Genomic DNA, 19,942 nt, shown 5'->3' with positions numbered 1-19,942 from the left:
CCCGGCTGATCGGAACGTCCATGCTCGACACCGCTCCCGCGGTGCGGAGAGCGCCCGGCCGGAGAACGTCCGGCCGGGCGCGCCCCCGCCGCAGGCCCCGCTTCGGGCCCTACCTGCTGATCGCGCCGACCGTGGTCGTGATCGCCCTGCTGATGTTCTGGCCCATGGTCCAGATCGGGATCATGTCGTTCCAGAAGGTCGGCAACCGCCAGCTGCGCGGCGAGCCGGCCGAGTCGGTGGGGACCGAGAACTTCACAAAGATCTTCAACGATCCGTTCTTCTGGCAGACCCTCCGGCACACCGTGCTGTTCGCCGTCGTCGCGGTGTCCCTGACCCTGGTCGTCGGGACGCTGGTGGGGCTGCTGCTCAACAAGCTCGGCAAGCGGATGTCGAGCTTCGTCGCCGGTGGCGTGATGGTCGCCTGGGCGACCCCGCCGGTCACCGCGGCGATCATCTTCAGCTGGCTGTTCGGCACCACCGGCGGCCTGGTCAACTGGTGCCTGGACCTGCTGCCGGACTTCCTCGTCGGCGGCGGCTGGAGCGACTACAACTGGTTCGCCACGCCGCTGTCCACCTACACCGTCCTCACCGTGTGCGTCGTCTGGCAGGCCTGCCCGTTCGTCGCGGTGTCCGTGCTGGCCGGGCTGAAGAGCGTTCCCGGCGAGCTGTACGAGGCCGCCCGGGTGGACGGCTCCGGACCGTGGCGGACGTTCTGGAGCCTCACCTACCCCATGCTCAAGCCGATCTTCCTCGTGCTGGTCGTCATGTCGATCATCTGGGACTTCAAGGTCTTCACGCAGCTGTTCATCATGGCCGGGATGGCCAACCGCGACGCGTTCAACCTGTCGCTGTACGGCTACTCCGAGGCGTTCGGCTCGCTCAATCCGAAACTCGGCATGGGCTCGGCGATCGCGCTCGTGCTCACGCTCATCCTGCTCATCGTCACCGCCCTGTACGTGCGGGTCATGGTTCGTCAGGGGGAGACCCGATGAGGCGCCTGTCGCGCAGACTGCTGCTGAACGGGACGGGTCTGCTGGTCTTCCTGATCGCGGTGTTCCCCGTCTTCTGGATGGCCTCCACCGCCTTCAAGCCCAACACCGAGATCTTCAGCACGACGCCGAAGCCGCTGCCGTCCCATCCGACGCTGGAGCACTTCGACCTGGTGCTGAACGGCGGCATCGCCGAGGTCTCCTTCTGGGAGTACTTCCGCAACAGCGCGATCCTGGCGCTCGTCACCGTCCTCGTGTCGGGGCTGCTCTCGCTGATGGCCGCGATCGCCGTCGCCCGCTTCCGGTTCCGCTTCCGCACCACGTTCCTGATCATGCTGCTGGTGGTCCAGATGGTCCCGTGCGAGGCGCTGGTCATCCCCCTGTTCCTCGACCTGAAGCAACTGGACCTGCTGAACAGCCTGGCCGGCCTCGTGATCGTCTACATCGGCTTCGCCGTCCCGTTCGCGATCTGGATGCTGCGCGGCTTCGTCGCCGCCGTGCCGCGCGAACTGGAGGAGGCCGCCGCCATCGACGGCGCGGGCCCGGTCCGGACGTTCTTGCGCGTCATGCTCCCGCTCGTCGCTCCCGGCCTGGTGGCGACCAGCATCTTCTCCTTCATCACCGCCTGGAACGAGTTCATCTTCGCGTTCACGTTCCTGGACGACCAGACCAAGTACACCCTGCCGATCATGCTGCAGTTCTTCTTCGGCCGCAGCGGCAACGCCTGGGGGCCCATCATGGCAGCGTCGACGCTGCTCACCATTCCCGTCATCGCCTTCTTCCTGATCGTCCAGCGCCGCATGGTGTCCGGGCTCACCGCCGGGGCGGTGAAGGGGTGACGACCGACGACATCGCGACCACGGCGGAGATCGCCCGGCTCGCACGCGGCACGCTGCTCCCGTCCTTCCCCGGCGCGACCGCGCCCCGCTGGGTCCTGGACGAGATGGAGGTCGGCCTCGGCGGCGTCACGCTGTTCGCGCTCACCGGGAACGTCCCGAGCCCTGAGTCGCTGGCCGCGCTCACCGCGCAGATGCGCAAGGCCGGCGACCCCTTCATCACGATCGACGAGGAGGGCGGCGACGTCACCCGCCTCGGCGGCCACGCGACCGGCAGCCCCTACCCGGGCAACGCCGCGCTCGGCGCCGTCGACGACCCCGAACTCACCCGCCGCATCTACCGCTCGCTCGGCGCCGAACTGGCCGAGGTCGGCGTCAACTTCAACTTCGCGCCGTCGGTCGACGTCAACACCGCCGACGACAACCCGGTCATCGGCACCCGCTCGTTCGGCTCGGACCCCGCGCTGGTCGCGCGGCACGCAGCCGCCGCCGTGACCGGCACGCAGGAGGCGGGCGTCGCCGCCTGCGCCAAGCACTTCCCCGGCCACGGCGCGACCGTGGACGACTCCCACCTCGGGATCCCGCTCGTCGACGCCGACCTGGACCTGCTGGACCGCCGCGAGCTGGTCCCGTTCCGGGCGGCGATCGCGGCCGGCACCCGCGCGGTGATGACCGGGCACCTCAACCTGCCCGCCATCACCCGCGGGGCGCCGGCCACCCTCTCCCAGGAGGCGATCACCGGGCTGCTCCGCGAGCGACTCGGCTACCAGGGCGTGATCGTCACCGATGCGCTCGACATGGAGGGCGCGAGCGGCGCGATCGGCATCCCGGAGGCGTCCGTGCGGGCCCTCATCGCGGGCGCCGACCTGCTGTGCCTCGGTCCCCGCGAGCACGCCGAGACCGTCGAGGCCACCCTCGCCGCGATCGACGAGGCCGTCCGGACCGGGCGCCTCCCGCTCGCCAGGCTGGCGGACGCGGCCGAGCGCACCCGCCTGCTCAGGGAATGGCTCGCCGGGCACAGCCCCGCCGCCGTCGACCGGCCCGCCGGGCTGGAGGCCGCCCGCCGCGCCGTCCGCGTGACCGGCGCGCTGCCCGGCTGGAACGGGGCGCCCCTGATCGTCGAGACCGAGACGACCGGCAACATCGCGGTCGGCCCGACACCCTGGGGCCTGCACCCGTGGGCGCCCGACGCCGTCCAGGCCGACGGCGCGGACGGGACGGCGGAACGTGTCTTGGACCGTGCCAAGGGCCGCGGGCTCGTCATCGTCCTCCGCGACGCCCACCGGCACGCCGGCCAGCGCGCCCTCACCACGGCCCTGCTCACCGCCCGCCCCGACACCGTCGTCGTGGAAATGGGCCTCCCCGTCTGGCGCCCCCGCTCAGCCGTCTACCTGGCCACCTACGGCGCCGCCGCCGCCAACGCCCAAGCCGCCGCCGAACTCCTGGGGTTGTGTTGATTGCTTTTTCTCCTCCTTCGGGCCTGGCGGCCCTCCATCGTCGATAAAAGCGGGCGATCGCCGGCATCGCTCCGGCTCGCCTTGCGGCTCGCTGCGCGATCAGGTTCTTGCTTCGCTCGAACCTGCCTTCGGACGCGATCGCGACCATTGAGGTCGTCGCAGGGTTGCGGTCGCGGCTGAGGTAGCTGCAGTAGCGAGTGCCAGTTGGCGGGCAACGCTCGCCGCGCTGGTTCTCGCTTCGCTCGAAGACTGCAGTTGGACGCGATCGCGACCATTGAGGTCGTCGCGGGGTTGCGGTCGCGGCTGAGGTAGCTGCAGAAGTGGGTGCCGGTTGGCGGGCAACGCTCGCCGCGCTGGTTCTCGCTTCGCTCGAAGCTGCCTTTGGACGTGATCGCGATCGTCTCGGTTGTCGCGCGGGGGCCCGGGGCGCGGCGGCTGAGGGGGCGGGTTGGCGATTGAGACCCACGGCGCACCGCTGGACAAGAGCCCGGTTCCGGCGGTGCGTCGTGCTTGGGGCCTGGCGGGTCGCCGGCTACGGGAGGTACTGGGCCTGGCCGTGGCCGAAGGACCAGTCTGCCGGGGTGTTCTCGTGGATGACTATGAAGACGTTGTGGGGGGCCACGTCGGCGCGCTCGTGGGCTAGGGCGCATACGCGTTCGTAGAGGTCCTTCTTCTGGTCCGCGGTGCGGCCGGCGCGCATGGTGATGTCGATGTAGACGATGCCGTCGTCGCGGGGGATGTCCAGGTACGTGCCGTGGCGAAGCGTGCCGGTCGTGCCGTCGTGGCTTGTCAGGATCTGGAAGCGGTCGTCGGCGGGGAAACCGATCGAGTCCATGAGGGCCTGGTGCACCGCGTCTCCTAGTGCTTCCAACTGGGGAGGGGGCATCCGGAGGGCGTCTATGCGGACCAGCGGCATCGGATCTCGTGTCCCTTCGGGTCGGCTTCGTACATACTAGTAGGTACATCTTCTTGGCCGGGAGGGGAACCGAAGTGGTCCTATCGGCAAGGGATAATGCGAATATGCGATTGTCCGCCCGGGTCGACTACGCGCTGCGCGCCTCCGCCGAGCTGGCGGTCGCCGGGAGTCATCCGGTGACCGCGGTCCAACTCGCCGAGGCCCAGCAGATACCGCCCAAATTCCTGGAGAACATCCTCGGCCAGCTGCGCCGGTCCGGGCTCGTCCGGAGCCAGCGGGGACCCGAAGGCGGCTACTGGCTGGCACGCCCGGCCGAGCGGATCTCGCTGGCCGACATCATTCGCGCCATCGACGGGCCGCTGCTCGGCGTGCGGGGCGAGCGGCCCGAGCACGTCGGGTACGAGGGGCCCGCGCGGTCCCTGCAGGAGGTGTGGATCGCGCTGCGCGCCAGCGAGCGGTCGATCCTGGAGCAGGTCACGCTCGCGCACATAGCCGCCGGGGAACTGCCGGCGGCCGTCCAGAAGCTGACCGAGGACCCGTCCGCCTGGGAAAGCCCCTCCCTGATCTGACATGCCCGAGGGCGACGTCGTCTGGCTGACCGCCCGGCGCCTGCGCGAGGCGCTGAAGGGGCGGGTGCTGACGCGCTCGGACTTCCGCGTGCCGAGGTACGCGACGGCCGATCTGCGCGGACGGACCGTCCTGGACGTGGTCTCGCGCGGCAAGCATCTCCTCGTGCGGATCGAGGGCGGACTGACCGTCCACACCCACTTGAAGATGGAGGGACGCTGGCAGGTCCGCAGGGCCGGGCCTCCTCCGCGCGACCACCGGGTGCGGCTCGTGCTGGCGAACGCGGAGTGGCAGGCGGTCGGGTACTCGCTCGGGGTGGTCGAGTTGCTGCGCACCGACGAGGAGGGCTCGGCGGTCGGGCACCTCGGGCCCGATCTTCTCGATCCGGCGTGGGGGCCGGAGATGGCGGCCGCATCCGTCGCGCGGCTGGCGGAGGAGCCGGAGCGGGCGATCGGCGAGGCGCTGCTCGACCAGACGAGGGTCGCCGGGATCGGCAACGTCTACAAGGCCGAGGTTCTGTTCCTGCGGGGCGTGAACCCGTGGACCGCCGTAGGGAACGTTCCCGACACTTCGGGTCTTGTGCGGCTCGCTCACCGCCTTCTGGAGGCCAACAAGGAGCGGCACGGCCACATCACGACCGGTGAGCCGGGGCGCGGCCGGGAGCACTGGGTGTACGGGCGCGCCGGACGGCCCTGCCGGAGGTGCGGAACCCGCATCGAGCGGGCGGAGCAGGGAGAGCGGGCGACCTTCTGGTGCCCGCGCTGCCAGCCGGTCGTCGCCCGCCCTGACGCCTGAGACCTCAGGGCGGGTCGCCGCCTGTCGGGGTCGCCGGATCCTGCGCCCTTGGGAAGATCGTGCGTCGGGGCGCCACTCCAAGTCAATTCTCGGGTTTTGTTGGAAAGCTCCTCGGTCTAGCTTGGATCTGTGACCTTGGACGATCTTCGCGTGTTCGTGGCGGTCTGTGCGGCGGGGAACCTGAGCGCGGTGGCGCGGGATCTGTCGTGCAGCCAGTCGGCCGTCAGCCAGCACGTCAAGCGGCTCGAACGCGAGACCGGGCTCGTGCTGCTGGAGCGGCGGCCGCGCGGCGTGGTGCCGACCCGCGCGGGGCGCATCCTTCAGCGGGCGGCGGCGGAGGGGATCGCCGGGCTGGACGCCGCGCTGCGTCAACTCGATGACGTGCGCCGCGGGGTGGGCGGCACCGTCCGGGTCGCGACCGGGGCCACGACCGTGCGGCATTTCATGGCGGCGGGGGTGGCGGAGTTCCGGGACCGGCATCCCGAGGCGGCGCTCCAGTTCGAGACCGCCGGGTCGAGCCGCCGCTGTCTGGAGGCGGTGCGCTCGCACACGGCCGATCTCGCGTGGGTCACGATCGGGCCGCCGCTGGAGGGCGTCGAGCAGCGGGCGTCGTGCGAGCTGCCGTGGGTGCTCGCCGTGCATGTGGACGATCCGCTGGCCGCGCGGGCGTCCGTGGCGCTGGGCGAGCTGGCCGCGATCCGCTACATCGAACTGCCGGCGCACTCGACGTCCCGCGTCCATCTGGAGATGCAGCTGGAACGCCACGGGGTGCGCCTCACGTCGACCACGAGCGTGGCCGACTGGGACACCGCGCTCCTGCTGGCCGAACTGGACCTCGGCCAGGCGATCCTGCCCGCTCTGCCGGGGTGGGGAGAAGGGCCGGGGGACATCCGGCTGGTCCCGATCCCGGAACTGCCGCCGCTCACCGCCGGATGGGCCGCGCGCCGCTGGGACGCCCTGACCCCGCTCGCCGTCGAGTTCGCCGAGACCGTCCTGGCGCATCTCTGATCAGCGCACGGTCACCTGGCCGTTCGCGACGGTCAGCGCCGCCTGCGGGGCGCCTTCGCCGCAGTGAGGGCCGTTGGGGAACGTGGCCTTCGGCGTGACGTCGAGGCGGCGGGTGAGGTAGGTCCGACCTTCCGAGTCGCGCAGCTTGAGCGTGACCTGGACGGGCGCCTTGGGCAGTCCCTCGACCTGCGCGAAGCCCGCCGCGCCTCCGTCGGGGGACGCCGAGGCGCCGCAGGCGGCGTCGGAGCCGTCGCCGTCGCAGCCGGTCGAGACGGTCTTGGAGGTCGGGGTCAGCTCGATCCGGGGATCATGGCACGTCCCGTTCCAGCACACCCGCATGGTCGCGGACGCGACGCGGGACCCGTCGGGCACGGTCAGGCTCAGCCCGGGCGCCGCGCCGATCTGCGTGCAGGGACGGCCCGCGCCACCGCTTTCGGAACCGCAGGCGGCCAGCGCCAGCAGGGCGGCGGCGAGCGGCAGGGCTCTCAGGAGAGGGCGCATCCCCCATGATCGGCAGATTGGGGGTCGGATCGTGGCGGAACGGGAAAAACCCCGGTCCTCGCCGAGCGGCGGGGCCGGGGTTCGGTGTCGCGGTCGCGTTGGTCAGGTCTGCGCCTGGAACATCCAGTGCTGCTTCTCGAGTTCGGCGGTGATGCCGATGAGCAGGTCCTGGGTCACCTGGTCCGGCTCGTCGGTCGCCTCGATGCGCTCCCGGAACCGCGCGATGATCTGCGCGAGGATGTCGGTGATCGCGGCGACGACCTTGTCGTCGGCGAGGTAGCCGGCCTCCAGCTGCGGGATCGTCGTGCGGTCGGCGACCGTGCGGACACGGCCGTCCGGGTTCGCCCCGATCGCCACGGCGCGCTCGGCGACGTCGTCCTGGCCGCTGCGGGCCAGCGCGACGATCTCGTCGAGGTGCTCGTGGACGACCTTGAAGTTGCGTCCGGTGAGGTTCCAGTGCGCCTGCTTGGCGACCAGTGCGAGATCGATCAAATCGATGAGAGCGCCCTGCAAAGCGTCCCCGGCGGCCTTCAGTGCCGCCTCGGTGAGAGGGCTCTTGACCGACGCCATGAACAGGCTCCTTCCGCATCGTTACGGTTATCCGTTACAACACGGGAGGATCCCCCGAAATGCCGAGTTCATGCCGTGAGGCCGCGCACACCCGCGGCCCCGGGTCGGGGCATGAACGCGCCGGAAAGGTCAGGCGGCGACCATGTCGGCGCGAAGCTCGCCGGTGATCTCCTCCGGGGTCTCCGGAATGCTCTCGGCGGAGATGCGCTCGTGCTCGGGCGCGCCCGCCATGACGGGCTCATGCTGCAGCTCGGCGAGGGCAAGTTGATCCGCGACTTCCCTTAGCACGTGCGACAGCGGGACGCCCAGGGCCTTGCAGATAGAGGAGAGCAACTCCGAAGAGGCCTCTTTCTGCCCTCGCTCGACCTCAGACAGGTAGCCGAGTGACACCCGCGCGGCCGCGGACACCTCACGGAGGGTGCGTCCCTGGCGCAGCCGCAGCTGCCGCAGTACGTCACCGAGCAGCTGGCGAAGCAGGACCATCGTCTCGCTCCCTCCCTCAGTTCGGACCATCTGCCGGTTCCACCGTACCCGCCTTGGCGGTGGCCGTGGCAGACCGTTGATTTCGTGTTCGCTCGGAACGTAACGCTGTAATCAGCCCCGATCTTCCCGATCTGCCCGAGCCTCCCCGCTCTCGTCGGCGACGTCAAGTCCCAGCAGCCGACGTCTCAGCAGCTCAAGCGCGTGCACGACGGTCATCCGCCGGATCACCGCGCGGATCTCCGGCCCCGTGCCGGGCACCGGAAGTTTCGGACCGGCCACCGTGAGCGAGCCTCCAGGTCCGGCCAAGCCGATATAGACCGTTCCCACGGGACGGCCGTCCTGCGGGTCGGGGCCGGCGACGCCCGTCACCGCGAGCCCGTAGGTCGCCCCGAGCGCGTCCCGGGCCCCCGCGGCCATCCCGGCGGCCACGTCCGGGTGGACGGCCCCGTGCTCGGCGAGGAGCTCGCCCGGCACGCCGAGCAGCCTCCGCTTCAGATCGGTGGCGTAGGTCACCATGCCGCCCGCGTAGGTTCCGGACGACCCGGGCGTCGCGGTCAGCTCGGCGCCGATGAGCCCGCCGGTCAGCGACTCGGCCGTGGCGACGGTCTCGCCCCGGTCCAGGAGCAGCCGGTGCACGACCAGGCCGAGCGATTCGTCCTCGACCCCGTAGACCGACGGGCCGAGCAGCTCCCGGACGCGCGACTCCACGCCCGCCAGCCGTTCCGCGGCGTCCCGGCCGGCCACGGTGATGCGGATCTTCACCTCGGCGGGGTCGGGCAGGTAGGCGAGCTTCACCCCGTCCATCGCCTCCACCTCGGCGAGACGGGTCGCGATGACCGACTCCCACAGCCGGGCGGTGCGCAGCGTGCGGCGCGCGACGGAGGGCAGCCCGGCGGTCTCCGCGAGCTCCGGCAGCACGACCTCGTCCATGATCGTGCGCATCTCGAACGGGACGCCCGGCAGCGCGTAGGCGACCCCGCCGGGCAGCTCGACGCGCAGGCCGGGCGCCGAACCGGCGGAGTTGGCCAGCAGCCGCGCACCCTCGGGGACGTCCGCCATGCGCAGCGCCATCGGCTGCAGCTCCCGGCCGGCCCGGGCGACCCGCTCGCGCAGCCGCCGCTCCAGCGCCGGGTCGCGGACGAGGTCGACGCCCGCCGCCTTGGCGAGGGCGTCGCGCGTCACGTCGTCGTAGGTGGGGCCGAGCCCGCCGGTGGTGATGACCGCGTCGGCCCGGTCGAGCGCGGACTCCACCGCCGCGACGATCACGTCCGGCTCGTCGCCGACGACCACGCTGCGGGTGACCTCGACGCCGTGGTCGGCGAGGCGCCGGCCCAGCCACGCGGCGTTCCCGTTGATCGTGTCGCCGAGGAGCAGCTCGTCCCCGACGGTGAGCAGTTCGACCCGCATCGCGTCCCCATCCCGTCCCCGCCGCGCGGGATCCGTCCCCCTCGCGCGAGCGTCCCCGAATCTACCGGCGCGGGCCCGCGACGGGCCCGGCGGACCGCCGGTTCACCGGAAAGACCGACCGAATGAGGACGCCGCCGGCTCAACCGCTTCACACCGGCCCCTCCGGCATAACGCTTTTCCGTCGTCGCGAAAAGAGACGGCCGCGTTTATGTCCGCCGCGCCCGGAGCGCGCCGGACGCTGCGCGCGGCCGGGGCACCACCCGGAACGCGCATCGTCGCCGCACGTCACCGGCCCCGGTTGACGACAATGGCGGGAAGCGCAGGTCACATTGTGAGTCAAAACTCATTCCGCCGATTCGTGCATGGGGACGCCGGCAGGGATAATCGAAAAGCGCGGGGCGCCCTAAAGCGGGGCCGCGGGGCCACGACCGGGGTGGGCGTGGTCCCGCGGCCCACCTAAACCCGCGACAGGCGGCGCAGCACGGCGCCGCAGCGGCGGGCATAGGACCGCTGGAACATCCTCCCGAGCGGGCCCGCCAGCCTGGCGGCCGCCGTCGCCGGACGGCTGAACGCCGTGACCGTCAGCCATACGTCGCCCTCGTCGTCCAGGTGCACGACGAACGACTCCTCCCCCGACTCCGGGTGGCCCGGGAGCGTCCCGTACGCCCATCCGGCGTAGCGCTCCTCCTCGCGCGTCCAGACGATCCGGCACGGCGCCCTCAGGCGCAGCGCCCCGACGCCCAGACCGATCACGACGCTCACTCCGGGCGCGGCGCGCGGCGCCGACGCCTCCACCCGGACCGGCAGTGCCCGGTGCATCCAGAACTCCATGACCGCGTCCGCGGCGTTCCGGAAGGCCGCGGGCCCCCGTCCGACGAGCGTCCGCTGCCGCATGTGCCGGTACCCGGCCGGGCGCTCGGCGTCGCGCGTCGCGCCCACCTCGGCGTAGGTGAAGTCCTGCGCGGTCATGCCCTCCGGCCTCCAAACTGACGAATCCGCGTCAAGTATCGCCCGTACGCCTGGTCACCCGGCGAGCCGGTCCGTAACGTCCGACGCATGATCGCCGTTGTCGCCGGCCTGAACATCTTCCCGATCAAGAGCGCGGGAGCGGTCCCGGTCGTCCAGGCCGAGCTGACCCGGGACGGGCTGCGCCACGACCGGGAGTTCATGCTCGTGCGGCCCGACGGGAGGCATCTGTCGCAGCGGGAGGTCCCCGAGCTGGCGCTGCTCCGTCCCGACTACGACGGTGGGAAGCTCATCGTCCACACGCCGCTCGCGGCCGCGCCCCTGGTGTGCGAGGCGCTGGACGGCCCCGCTCTCGACGTCACCGTGCACCGCCGCCCGTGCCAGGGGATGGACCAGGGCGACGAGGCGGCCGGATGGTTCTCCGAGACCCTGGGGCTCGCCTGCCGCCTCGTCCGCTTCACCGGGACGCGCCCCACCGCACTCGGCGGCGGCACCCTGACGTACGCCGACGGCTATCCCGTCTCGGTGCTCTCGGACGAGTCGCTGGACGACCTGAACCGGCGGATGGACGCCCGGCTCCCGATGGCGCGCTTCCGCCCCAACATCGTCCTGCACGGCCTCGGCCCCTACGGCGAGGACCCCGTCACGCGGCTGCGCGGCGACGGGGTGGAGATCGAGCTCATCAGGCCGTGCGGCCGCTGCGTCATCATCAACACCGACCAGGACACCGCCCGCCGGTCCCCCGAACCGCTGCGCGCCCTCGCCCGGTACCGCGCCGAGCGCTTCGGCGGCACCCGCGAGATCATGTTCGGCAGGCTCGGCGTCCCCCGCGCCCTCGGCGCCCTCCGCGTGGGCGACGAGCTCGCCGCCTCCTGACGGTCCGCAAAGGCGCCGGGTTCAGGCGTCCCCTTCGGACGCGCGGCGCATGCGCCACGCCTGGACGACATAGTCGACGCCGGTGACGACCGTGACGATGAGGGCCGCGGCCATCGTGACCCAGCGCAGGTAGTCCAGGGGGCCCGGCAGGATGTAGAAGCCGATGGCGAAGACCTGGAGCGTCGTCTTCAGCTTCCCGCCCTTGCTCGCCGGGATCACGCCGCGGCGGATCACGACGAACCGCATCACCGTGATGCCGATCTCGCGGACCAGGATGGCGGCGGTCACCCACCACCACAGCTCGCCCATCACCGACAGGCTGATCAGCGCCGCCCCGGTGAGGGCCTTGTCCGCGATCGGATCGGCGATCTTGCCGAAGTCGGTGACGAGGCCGCGCGCCCGGGCGATGTCGCCGTCGATCTTGTCGGTGATCGAGGCGACCGCGAACACGGCGAAGGCGGCGAGCCGCCAGCCGGTGCCGTCCAGGAAGAACAGCCAGACGAAGAAGGGCACCAGCGCGATCCGGAGCAGCGTCAGCGCGTTGGCGATGTTCCAGAGGCCGGCCTGCGGCGGATCCGGGGTGCCCGCGACCGGCTCCGGGGTGCCGGCGATCATGAGACGTCGGCGACGAGGTCCACCCCGTCGCTGCCCACCACCCGGGCCTCCACGATGTCGCCGAGCGCGAGACCCTCGCCGCGGACCAGGACCGTCCCGTCCACCTCGGGCGCCTGGTGCTCGGCGCGGCCCTCGAAGCCGCCGTCCCCCGCCTGGTCCGCCTTGTCCTCCAGCAGGACGCGGACCACGGAGCCGACGCGGTCCTCGGCGCGCTGCGCGGTCAGCTCCTCGGCGAGGCCGGACAGCTCCTCGACGCGGGCGGCGACGTCGGCGGGGTCGAGCTTGCCGTCCAGGTTCGCGGCCTCCGTGCCGTCCTCGTCGGAGTAGCCGAACACGCCGACGGCGTCGAGCCGGGCGGCCGACAGGAACTCCGCCAGCTCCTCGAAGTCGTCCTCGGTCTCGCCGGGGAACCCGACGATGAAGTTGGAGCGCACGCCCGCCTCCGGCGCCAGCGCGCGGATCTGGTCCAGCAGCCCGAGGAACCGCTCCCGGTCGCCGAACCGGCGCATCGAGCGCAGCACCGGGCCGCTCGCGTGCTGGAAGGACATGTCGAAGTACGGCGCGACGCCGGGCGTGCCGCAGATCGCCTCGATGAGGCCGGGGCGCGTCTCGGCGGGCTGCAGGTAGCTGACCCGCACCCGCTCGATGCCGTCGACTGCGGCGAGCGCCGGCAGCAGCTTCTCCAGCGCCCGCAGGTCGCCGAGGTCCTTGCCGTAGGACGTGGAGTTCTCGCTGACGAGGACCAGCTCGCGGACGCCGTGGTCGGCGAGCCAGCGCGCCTCCTCCAGCACCTCCGCCGGCGGGCGCGACACGTACGCGCCGCGGAACGCGGGGATCGCGCAGAACGTGCAGCGCCGGTCGCAGCCGGACGCCAGCTTCAGCGGCGCGACCGGGCCGCCGCCGAGGCGCCGCCGCAGCACCCGCGGACCCGACGCCGGGGCCACGCCGGCCGGCAGGTCGTCCTGCCCGCCGTGCCCCGGTACGGCGACCTGGGAGGCGTGCGCCCGCCGCTCGACCGGGCTGATCGGCAGGAGGGTGCGGCGGTCGCGCGGGGTGTGCGCGTCGCGCCTGCGTCCCGCCACGACGTCGTCGAGACGCTCGCCGATCGCGGTGTAGTCGTCGAAGCCGATCACCGCGTCGGCCTCGGGGAGCGCCTCGGCCAGCTCGCTGCCGTACCGCTCGGCCATGCACCCGGCGGCGACGACCTTGGCGCCGGAGTCGTGCGCGGCCAGCAGCGTGTCGATGGAGTCCTTCTTGGCGGCCTCGATGAACCCGCAGGTGTTGACGACCACCACGTCGGCGCCGTCCGCACCGTCCGCCAGGTCCCAGCCCGCGTCCTCGATGCGCGCGGCGAGCTCCTCGGAATCGACCTCGTTGCGGGCGCAGCCGAGCGTGATGAGTGAGACCTTGCGGCGAGTGGACATGCCCCTAAGGTAATGGGCCTCCGCTCGGATACCGACCATCGGCCCGCGGCATCCTCGCGGGAAACGTCCCGTGGGGCGACGGATCGCGCCGGCCCCTGGCGAGGCCCCCGGGTCAGGCCGGCTCGGGGTCGCTGCGGTCGAAGGTCAGCCGCTGGACGCCCTTGCCCTTGCCGGGCGAGCCCAGGTCCTTGCCGTTGACGGTCAGGTTGACGCTGCCGCCGACGCCGATCACCAGCCGGACCTTCTTCGTGGCGCTGAAGCTCTTCTGGTCGCCCTCGCGGATCATCCCGCTGAACAGCGACCTGCCCTTGTCGCCCTGGACGTTCAGCCACGTCGTCCGCTTCGCCTCGACCCGCACCTCGACCTTGGTGCGCGGCGCCTCCGCGACCGGGGCGCTGCTCTTGGGCGCGGACGGCGCGGCGGACGGGCTGGACGGCGCGGGCGTCCCGGCGACCTGCCGCGCGGTGCGCCGCTCGCCGCCGCCGTGCCCGACCACCTGGACGACCCCGTAGATGACCACGAGCGCGAGGGCGAGCGCCATCGCGGCGCTCCAGTTCGGCGACCGGCGCTCGCGGAACGCGACCGGCTGCTCCGGCTCGAACGCCGACACCGCCGAGACCGGCTGCGGGGCACCGCCGTGCGCGGCGTCGAACTCGGCGACGAGCGGTTCCGGATCGATGCCGATCACGCGCGAGATGCTGCGGATGTGGCCACGGGCGTAGAAGTTGCCTCCGCACGCGGAGAAGTCGTCGGCCTCCATGCCGCGGATGACGGTCTCACGTATCCGCGTCTGGAGGCTCACCTGTGTCATCGAGAGACCGGCCCGCTGACGCTCCTCCGCCAAGGTCTCACCGATGCTCACGCCGGGCCTCCTCTGAGGAGCTCGTGGCCGATCTCGCACGACTGTGAGATCAGTCTAGGAACGGGCTTGCCCGTTCGGCGACTGCCAACACGTTCGAAACAGGGCAAGATTTCGCATCATTCCGCAATGCCCCGGCACCGCGCTCAGCCGCCGCCGCGCAGTTCCGCGAGCACCCCGGGGAGATCGTCCGGCTTGGCCAGCACGTCCCGCGCCTTGGAGCCCTCGCTGGGCCCGACGATGTCGCGGCTCTCCATCAGGTCCATCAGCCGGCCGGCCTTGGCGAACCCGACGCGCAGCTTGCGCTGCAGCATCGACGTCGACCCGAACTGGGTGGACACGACCAGCTCGATCGCCTGGACGAGCAGGTCCATGTCGTCGCCGATCTCCTCGTCGATCTCCTTCTTCGGCGCGCCGGCCGCGGCGACGTCCTCCCGGTAGCTCGCCTCCATCTGCCCCTTGCAGTGGTCGACGACGCTGTGGATCTCCTTCTCGGAGACGTAGGCGTTCTGGAGGCGCATGGGCTTGCTCGCGCCCATCGGCAGGAACAGCGCGTCACCCTGCCCGACGAGCTTCTCCGCACCCGGCTGGTCGAGGATGACGCGGCTGTCGGACAGCGACGAGGTCGCGAACGCCAGCCGGGACGGCACGTTGGCCTTGATGAGCCCGGTGACGACGTCCACCGACGGGCGCTGCGTCGCCAGGACGAGGTGGATCCCGGCGGCGCGGGCGAGCTGGGTGATGCGGACGACCGAGTCCTCCACGTCGCGCGGCGCGACCATCATCAGGTCGGCCAGCTCGTCCACGATGACGAGCATGTACGGGTACGGGGTGTAGACGCGCTCGCTGCCGGGCGGCGGGGTCATCTTGCCCGCCTTCACCGCCTTGTTGAAGTCGTCGATGTGCCGGTACCCGGACGCGGCCAGGTCGTCGTAGCGGCGGTCCATCTCGCCGACGACCCATTCGAGGGCCTCGGCGGCCTTCTTCGGATTGGTGATGATCGGTGTGATGAGGTGCGGGATGCCCTGGTACATCGTCAGCTCGACCCGCTTGGGGTCGACGAGGATCATCCGCACCTCGTCGGGCGTGGCGCGCATCAGGATCGAGGTGATGAGCCCGTTGATGCAGGTCGACTTGCCGGCCCCGGTGGCGCCCGCGATGAGGATGTGCGGCATCTTCGCCAGGTTCGCCACGACCGTGCGCCCCTCGACGTCCTTGCCGAGCCCGACGATCATCGGGTGGTGCTCGTTGGTCGCGGCGGGCGAGCGCAGCACGTCGCCGAGGCTGACGATGTCCTTGTCGGTGTTGGGGATCTCGACGCCGATCGCGGACTTGCCGGGGATCGGGGAGATGATGCGCACGTCGGCGCTCTTCACCGCGTAGGCGATGTTCTTGGTCAGCGCGGTGACCTTCTCGACCTTGACCGCCGGGCCGAGCTCGATCTCGTACCGGGTGATCGTCGGGCCCCGGGTGAACCCGGTGACCTGCGCGTCGATGTCGAACTGCTCCAGCACGCCGGTGAGCGCGTTCACCACCGTGTCGTTGGCCTTCGTGCGCGGCTTGGACACGCTGCCGGGCCGCAGCGCCGTCGGGTCGGGCAGCACGTAGATCTCGCCCGACGACGACAGCGGCAGTTGCTCGGTCCGGCGCGGCGCCGGCGTCGGGTCGCGCACCTCGGGGTGCTCGGCCTCGGTCGCGGGCCCGGCCACCGCGTCGGCGGCCATCGGATCGGCGGCCATGGACTCGCCGGCGACGTGCTCGTCCATCGGCTCACCGTCGGCGGGCGGGGCAGGGGGCGGGACCTGCGCGCCGAACGGGTCGGGCTCGAACAGCTCGTCGGCGAGGTCGCGGCGGGGCCGGCCGGCCTTCTTCGGCTCGTCCTCCAGCAGCGGCGTGTCGTACGGCTTGGAGTGCTCGCCGACCTCCAGTTCGCCGCCGTCCTCGGTCTTGTTCTTGCGGCGGCGCTTCTTCGGGGCGGCCTCGCCCTCGGTCTCGCCCGCGGACGGGCGTTCGGGGCGGCTCTGCAGCGTGGCCATCGCCCACAGGTCGGTGACCCGCTCGGGCACCTTCGCGATCGGCGTCGCGGTGACGACCAGCAGCCCGAACCCGGACAGGAGCAGCAGCAGCGGGACGGCCACCCACCCGCTCAGCGCCGCGTCCAGCGGGGCCGACACGAGCCAGCCGACCACGCCGCCGGACTCGCGGACGCCGTCCATGTCCTTGGCGGGGGACGGGACGCCGGCGGCGATGTGCAGGATGCCGAGGACGCCCACGGCGAGCGCGGTGATGCCGATCACGACGCGGCCGGTGTCCTCGTGGTGCTCGGGGTGGCGCAGCGTCCGCCACGCCAGCAGCGCCAGCAGGACCGGCAGGACCATCGCCATGATCCCGAGGCCGCCGCGCACGACCTTCTCCAGCGCGATGGTGACGACGCCGTCGGGCCGGAACCAGGTGACGGAGGCCAGCACGATGGACGAGCCGAGCAGCGCCAGCCCCAGCCCGTCGCGGCGGTGCTCGGGGTCGAGGTTGCGGGCCCCGTTCCCGTAGGCGCGGAACACCGACCCGACCGCGACCGCCGCCAGCAGGTACAGCTTCAACAGGAGCTTGAAGAACCCGAGGACCGCCTGGGGGATCGGGTCGGGCTTCTGCGGGGGGCGCCCGCGGCCCGAGCCGCGGCCGCCCTTGGAGTTGCCGCTGGGTCGCTTCCGGGGGGCCGGACCTGCGGGCTTGCGAGTCGCCGTGCCCCCCGCACGCGAGGAGGCTTTCGCGCCTCCAGACGCACGTGTGGCCATGCTTATGAGAGTAACCAAGGACCCTCGCGGTTCCCGGGATGGCGCGGGCTGGCGTGTCGGACGGCCGCAGCCCCGGGCCCCTGCGAAGGGGCCCGGACCGCGGCCGTCCGGACGGCGGAGCCGCTAGACCTCGACGACCACCGGGATGATCATCGGGCGGCGGCGGTAGTTCTCGCTGACCCACTTGCCGACGGTGCGCCGGATCAGCTGGCTGATCTGGTGCACGTCGTTCACGCCGTCGCCGGCGGCGTCCCGCAGCACGTCCTCGATCCGCGAGATGACCTCGTTGAAGTCCTCGTTGACGATGCCGGCGCCGCGGGCGTGCACCTCGGGACCGGCGACGAGCTTGCCGGAGGTGGAGTCCAGGCCGATGACGATGGAGACGAACCCCTCCTCGCCGAGGATGCGCCGGTCCTTCAGGGAGGTCTCGGTGACCTCGCCGACCGACAGGCCGTCCACGTACACGTACCCGGCGGGCACCGCACCGACGATCTTGGCCTGGCCGTCCAGGAGGTCGACGACGACGCCGTCCTCGGCGATGACGATGCCGTCCTCCGGCACGCCGGTGAGCGCGGCGAGCTTGGCGTGCGCGCGCAGGTGCCGCCACTCGCCGTGGATGGGCATGAAGTTCGCCGGCTTGGTCATGTTGAGCACGTACAGCAGCTCGCCCGCCGAGGCGTGCCCGGACACGTGCACGAGCGCGTTGCCCTTGTGGACGATGCGGGCGCCCCACCGGGTGAGGCCGTTGATGACGCGGTTGACCGCGTTCTCGTTGCCCGGGATCAGCGAGGACGCCAGCATCACGGTGTCGCGCTCGGTGATGCGGATCGAGTGGTCGCGGTTGGCCATCCGCGACAGCGCCGACATCGGCTCGCCCTGCGAACCGGTGCACACCAGCACGAGCCGGTCGCCGGGGATGTCGTCGATCACCTTCTGCTCGACCATGATGTCCTCGGGGACGTTCAGGTACCCGAGTTCGCGCGCGACGCCCATGTTGCGGACCATGGACCGCCCGACGAAGCAGACCTTGCGGCCGTTGGCGACGGCGGCGTCCAGGACCTGCTGGACGCGGTGGATGTGCGAGGCGAAGCAGGCGACGATGAGCCGCCCCTGCGCCGTGCGGAACACCTCGTCCACGACCGGCCCGATGTTGCGCTCGCTGGTGACGAAGCCCGGCACCTCGGCGTTCGTCGAGTCCGACATCAGCAGGTCGATGCCCTCGGCGCCGAGCCGGGCGAACCCCGGGAGGTCGGTGAGCCGGCCGTCCAGCGGGAGCTGGTCCATCTTGAAGTCGCCGGTGTGCAGGACGAGCCCGGCGGGCGTGCGGACGGCGACGGCGAGCGCGTCCGGGATCGAGTGGTTGACGGCGAGGAACTCGCAGTCGAACGGCCCGAACGCGCGGCGCTCCCCCTCCGCGACCACGTTGGTCACCGGTTTGATGCGGTGCTCGGTGAGCTTGGCCTCCAGCAGCGCCAGCGACAGCCGCGAGCCGACCAGCGGGATGTCGCGGCGCTCGCGCAGCAGGTACGGGACGGCGCCGATGTGGTCCTCGTGGCCGTGCGTGAGGATGACGGCCTCGATGTCGTCCAGCCGGTCCCTGATGTACTCGAAGTCGGGCAGTATCAGATCGATGCCGGGCTGCTCGGTCTCGGGGAAGAGCACGCCGCAGTCGACGATGAGCAGGCGACCGCCGTACTCGAACACCGTCATGTTGCGGCCGATCTCCCCCAGCCCGCCGAGCGCGACGATCCGCAGCCCCCCCTTGGGCGGCGCGGGCGGTTCCGAGAGCTCCGGGTGAGGATGGCTCACCGGGCGACCTCCGGGATGACGACCTCCGGCACTTTGACTCCCCCTATCGTGAGGTCTTCGCGCAGGTGCGCCGCGAACTCCGGCGGGGCCTCCACCAGCGGCGCGCGAAGCGGGCCGCCTCCGGGGAGGCCGAGCAGGTTCAGCGCTGCCTTGACGGCGATGGCGCCCTGCGTACGGGTCATGATGGCGGCGACCACGGGAAGCAGCCGCCGGTGGATCTCCAGCGCCCGCCCGTGCTCGCCGGCGCGGTATGCGTCGATCATCTCATGGAGCTCGACGCCGACCACATGGCCGACCACGCTGACGAACCCCGCCGCCCCGACCGACAGCCACGGCAGGTTGAGGTTGTCGTCGCCGGAGTACCAGACGAGGTCGGTCTCGGCCATCACCCTGGACGCGCCGAACAGGTCGCCCTTGGCGTCCTTGACGGCGACGATCCGCGGGTGCTCGGCGAGCTGCACGAGCGTGTCGTTCTGGATCGGCACCCCGGCGCGGCCCGGGATGTCGTACAGCATGGTGGGCAGCGCCGTCGCGTCGGCCACCGCCGTGAAGTGGCGGACGAGGCCCTCCTGCGGGGGCTTGTTGTAGTACGGCGTGACCACGAGCAGGCCGTGCGCGCCCGCGGCCTCGGCCTGCCGCGCGAGTTTCAGGCTGTGCTCGGTGTGGTTGGTCCCGGCACCGGCGACGATCACGGCGCGGTCGCCGACCGCCTCGATGACCGCGCGCAGGAGCGTGCTCTTCTCTTCGTCGCTCGTCGTGGGCGACTCGCCCGTCGTCCCGTTGACGACGAGGCCGTCGTGGCGCCGGTCGTCGACCAGGTGGGTCGCGAGGCGCGCGGCGCCGTCGTAGTCGACGCCGCCGTCCGGCAGGAACGGGGTGACCATGGCGGTCAGCATCCGTCCGAACGGAGCGTCAGTGGATGTGCTGGGTGCCATGCAACGAACGGTACCGTTCCGGCCCTTCCACTTGGACCCGCAGGTCGAAGCGGAACGGGAGAAATCGGGGAGGAAGCCGCCGCCACACGCTCGGGGGTACGCGTGGCGGCGGCTCCCACAACCGACATCGTGGCACG

At 71.7% G+C, this 19,942-nt stretch carries 19 protein-coding genes; 7 read left to right on the top strand and 12 right to left on the bottom strand.

Annotation, left to right across the window (positions count from 1 at the left end):
- Window positions 1–20 precede the first annotated feature (20 nt).
- Genes BJ999_RS12890 through BJ999_RS12880 form a run of 3 tightly spaced genes read left to right on the top strand, consistent with a single transcriptional unit; the run spans window position 21 to window position 3,282 of the window.
- Complete coding sequence (locus BJ999_RS12890; RefSeq protein ID WP_179833513.1) at window positions 21–992, top strand: carbohydrate ABC transporter permease; 972 nt, start codon at window positions 21–23, stop codon at window positions 990–992.
- Window positions 989–1,828 carry a carbohydrate ABC transporter permease gene (locus tag BJ999_RS12885; protein ID WP_179833512.1) on the top strand — a complete coding sequence of 280 codons (840 nt, stop codon included), beginning with the start codon at window positions 989–991 and terminating at the stop codon, window positions 1,826–1,828. The genes BJ999_RS12890 and BJ999_RS12885 overlap by 4 nt, the downstream gene beginning before the upstream one ends.
- On the top strand, window positions 1,825–3,282 hold the full coding sequence (locus BJ999_RS12880; RefSeq protein WP_229809873.1) for a glycoside hydrolase family 3 protein: 1,458 nt from the start codon (window positions 1,825–1,827) through the stop codon (window positions 3,280–3,282). The genes BJ999_RS12885 and BJ999_RS12880 overlap by 4 nt, the downstream gene beginning before the upstream one ends.
- Window positions 3,283–3,814: 532 nt before the next feature.
- Here the strand turns inward: BJ999_RS12880 and BJ999_RS12875 are convergent.
- On the bottom strand, window positions 3,815–4,198 hold the full coding sequence (locus tag BJ999_RS12875) for a tautomerase family protein (RefSeq protein WP_179833511.1): 384 nt from the start codon (window positions 4,196–4,198) through the stop codon (window positions 3,815–3,817).
- Window positions 4,199–4,302: 104 nt separating this feature from the next.
- Between BJ999_RS12875 and BJ999_RS12870 the strand changes: the two genes are divergently transcribed.
- From BJ999_RS12870 to BJ999_RS12860, 3 genes are all read left to right on the top strand, one after another.
- Window positions 4,303–4,767, top strand: coding sequence for an RrF2 family transcriptional regulator (locus BJ999_RS12870; protein ID WP_179833510.1), 465 nt, complete (start codon window positions 4,303–4,305; stop codon window positions 4,765–4,767).
- Window position 4,768: 1 nt separating this feature from the next.
- Complete coding sequence (locus BJ999_RS12865; protein WP_179833509.1) at window positions 4,769–5,560, top strand: Fpg/Nei family DNA glycosylase; 792 nt, start codon at window positions 4,769–4,771, stop codon at window positions 5,558–5,560.
- A gap of 129 nt (window positions 5,561–5,689) precedes the next feature.
- Window positions 5,690–6,568, top strand: a complete 879-nt coding sequence (locus BJ999_RS12860) for a LysR family transcriptional regulator (protein ID WP_179833508.1) — start codon at window positions 5,690–5,692, stop codon at window positions 6,566–6,568.
- Here BJ999_RS12860 and BJ999_RS12855 read toward each other — a convergent pair whose 3' ends face one another.
- The 5 genes from BJ999_RS12855 to BJ999_RS12835 form a co-directional block, all read right to left on the bottom strand.
- On the bottom strand, window positions 6,569–7,069 hold the full coding sequence (locus BJ999_RS12855; protein WP_179833507.1) for a hypothetical protein: 501 nt from the start codon (window positions 7,067–7,069) through the stop codon (window positions 6,569–6,571). It lies immediately after the preceding gene.
- A 102-nt stretch (window positions 7,070–7,171) separates the two neighbouring features.
- Window positions 7,172–7,639, bottom strand: coding sequence for a Dps family protein (locus tag BJ999_RS12850; RefSeq protein ID WP_179833506.1), 468 nt, complete (start codon window positions 7,637–7,639; stop codon window positions 7,172–7,174).
- Window positions 7,640–7,768: 129 nt separating this feature from the next.
- Window positions 7,769–8,122, bottom strand: a complete 354-nt coding sequence (locus BJ999_RS12845; RefSeq protein WP_089313015.1) for a helix-turn-helix domain-containing protein — start codon at window positions 8,120–8,122, stop codon at window positions 7,769–7,771.
- Window positions 8,123–8,233: 111 nt separating this feature from the next.
- Complete coding sequence (locus BJ999_RS12840; RefSeq protein WP_179833505.1) at window positions 8,234–9,529, bottom strand: CinA family nicotinamide mononucleotide deamidase-related protein; 1,296 nt, start codon at window positions 9,527–9,529, stop codon at window positions 8,234–8,236.
- A 456-nt stretch (window positions 9,530–9,985) separates the two neighbouring features.
- The gene (locus BJ999_RS12835; protein ID WP_179833504.1) at window positions 9,986–10,498 is read right to left on the bottom strand and encodes a DUF1990 family protein; all 513 of its coding nucleotides are present in this window, start codon (window positions 10,496–10,498) and stop codon (window positions 9,986–9,988) included.
- An 87-nt stretch (window positions 10,499–10,585) separates the two neighbouring features.
- Between BJ999_RS12835 and BJ999_RS12830 the strand changes: the two genes are divergently transcribed.
- The gene (locus BJ999_RS12830) at window positions 10,586–11,371 is read left to right on the top strand and encodes an MOSC domain-containing protein (RefSeq protein ID WP_179833503.1); all 786 of its coding nucleotides are present in this window, start codon (window positions 10,586–10,588) and stop codon (window positions 11,369–11,371) included.
- A 21-nt stretch (window positions 11,372–11,392) separates the two neighbouring features.
- On the opposite strand, the gene pgsA is transcribed toward BJ999_RS12830, so the two are convergent.
- From pgsA to dapA, 6 genes are all read right to left on the bottom strand, one after another.
- A complete protein-coding gene (pgsA, locus tag BJ999_RS12825) occupies window positions 11,393–11,986 on the bottom strand; it encodes a CDP-diacylglycerol--glycerol-3-phosphate 3-phosphatidyltransferase (RefSeq protein WP_179833502.1) in 594 nt (197 codons plus the stop codon).
- Entirely contained in the window at window positions 11,983–13,410 is a 1,428-nt protein-coding gene (rimO, locus tag BJ999_RS12820; protein WP_179833501.1) for a 30S ribosomal protein S12 methylthiotransferase RimO, read from the bottom strand. The genes pgsA and rimO overlap by 4 nt, the downstream gene beginning before the upstream one ends.
- 112 nt (window positions 13,411–13,522) lie before the next feature.
- Window positions 13,523–14,272 carry a helix-turn-helix domain-containing protein gene (locus BJ999_RS12815; RefSeq protein WP_179833500.1) on the bottom strand — a complete coding sequence of 250 codons (750 nt, stop codon included), beginning with the start codon at window positions 14,270–14,272 and terminating at the stop codon, window positions 13,523–13,525.
- A gap of 143 nt (window positions 14,273–14,415) precedes the next feature.
- The gene (locus BJ999_RS12810) at window positions 14,416–17,061 is read right to left on the bottom strand and encodes a DNA translocase FtsK (RefSeq protein ID WP_179833499.1); all 2,646 of its coding nucleotides are present in this window, start codon (window positions 17,059–17,061) and stop codon (window positions 14,416–14,418) included.
- Between the two features lie 123 nt (window positions 17,062–17,184).
- Window positions 17,185–18,870 carry a ribonuclease J gene (locus tag BJ999_RS12805; protein WP_179833498.1) on the bottom strand — a complete coding sequence of 562 codons (1,686 nt, stop codon included), beginning with the start codon at window positions 18,868–18,870 and terminating at the stop codon, window positions 17,185–17,187.
- A complete protein-coding gene (gene dapA / locus BJ999_RS12800) occupies window positions 18,867–19,805 on the bottom strand; it encodes a 4-hydroxy-tetrahydrodipicolinate synthase (RefSeq protein WP_179833497.1) in 939 nt (312 codons plus the stop codon). The genes BJ999_RS12805 and dapA overlap by 4 nt, the downstream gene beginning before the upstream one ends.
- Window positions 19,806–19,942: the final 137 nt, after the last annotated feature.

It is taken from the genome of Actinomadura citrea, from assembly GCF_013409045.1.
Taxonomy (GTDB): domain Bacteria; phylum Actinomycetota; class Actinomycetes; order Streptosporangiales; family Streptosporangiaceae; genus Spirillospora; species Spirillospora citrea.
Note: the sequence above shows the minus strand (reverse complement) of the source record. Positions and strands in the feature narration are given on the sequence as shown.

Bases quoted from the DNA above. Each gene is read 5' to 3' on its own strand.
- BJ999_RS12890 (WP_179833513.1), top strand. From the start codon at position 21: ATGCTCGACACCGCTCCCGCGGTGCGGAGAGCGCCCGGCCGGAGAACG.
- BJ999_RS12885 (WP_179833512.1), top strand. From the start codon at position 989: ATGAGGCGCCTGTCGCGCAGACTGCTGCTGAACGGGACGGGTCTGCTG.
- BJ999_RS12875 (WP_179833511.1), bottom strand. From the start codon at position 4,198: ATGCCGCTGGTCCGCATAGACGCCCTCCGGATGCCCCCTCCCCAGTTG.
- BJ999_RS12870 (WP_179833510.1), top strand. From the start codon at position 4,303: ATGCGATTGTCCGCCCGGGTCGACTACGCGCTGCGCGCCTCCGCCGAG.
- BJ999_RS12865 (WP_179833509.1), top strand. From the start codon at position 4,769: ATGCCCGAGGGCGACGTCGTCTGGCTGACCGCCCGGCGCCTGCGCGAG.
- BJ999_RS12855 (WP_179833507.1), bottom strand. From the start codon at position 7,069: ATGCGCCCTCTCCTGAGAGCCCTGCCGCTCGCCGCCGCCCTGCTGGCG.
- BJ999_RS12850 (WP_179833506.1), bottom strand. From the start codon at position 7,639: ATGGCGTCGGTCAAGAGCCCTCTCACCGAGGCGGCACTGAAGGCCGCC.
- BJ999_RS12845 (WP_089313015.1), bottom strand. From the start codon at position 8,122: ATGGTCCTGCTTCGCCAGCTGCTCGGTGACGTACTGCGGCAGCTGCGG.
- BJ999_RS12840 (WP_179833505.1), bottom strand. From the start codon at position 9,529: ATGCGGGTCGAACTGCTCACCGTCGGGGACGAGCTGCTCCTCGGCGAC.
- BJ999_RS12835 (WP_179833504.1), bottom strand. From the start codon at position 10,498: ATGACCGCGCAGGACTTCACCTACGCCGAGGTGGGCGCGACGCGCGAC.
- BJ999_RS12830 (WP_179833503.1), top strand. From the start codon at position 10,586: ATGATCGCCGTTGTCGCCGGCCTGAACATCTTCCCGATCAAGAGCGCG.
- pgsA (WP_179833502.1), bottom strand. From the start codon at position 11,986: ATGATCGCCGGCACCCCGGAGCCGGTCGCGGGCACCCCGGATCCGCCG.
- rimO (WP_179833501.1), bottom strand. From the start codon at position 13,410: ATGTCCACTCGCCGCAAGGTCTCACTCATCACGCTCGGCTGCGCCCGC.
- BJ999_RS12810 (WP_179833499.1), bottom strand. From the start codon at position 17,061: ATGGCCACACGTGCGTCTGGAGGCGCGAAAGCCTCCTCGCGTGCGGGG.
- dapA (WP_179833497.1), bottom strand. From the start codon at position 19,805: ATGGCACCCAGCACATCCACTGACGCTCCGTTCGGACGGATGCTGACC.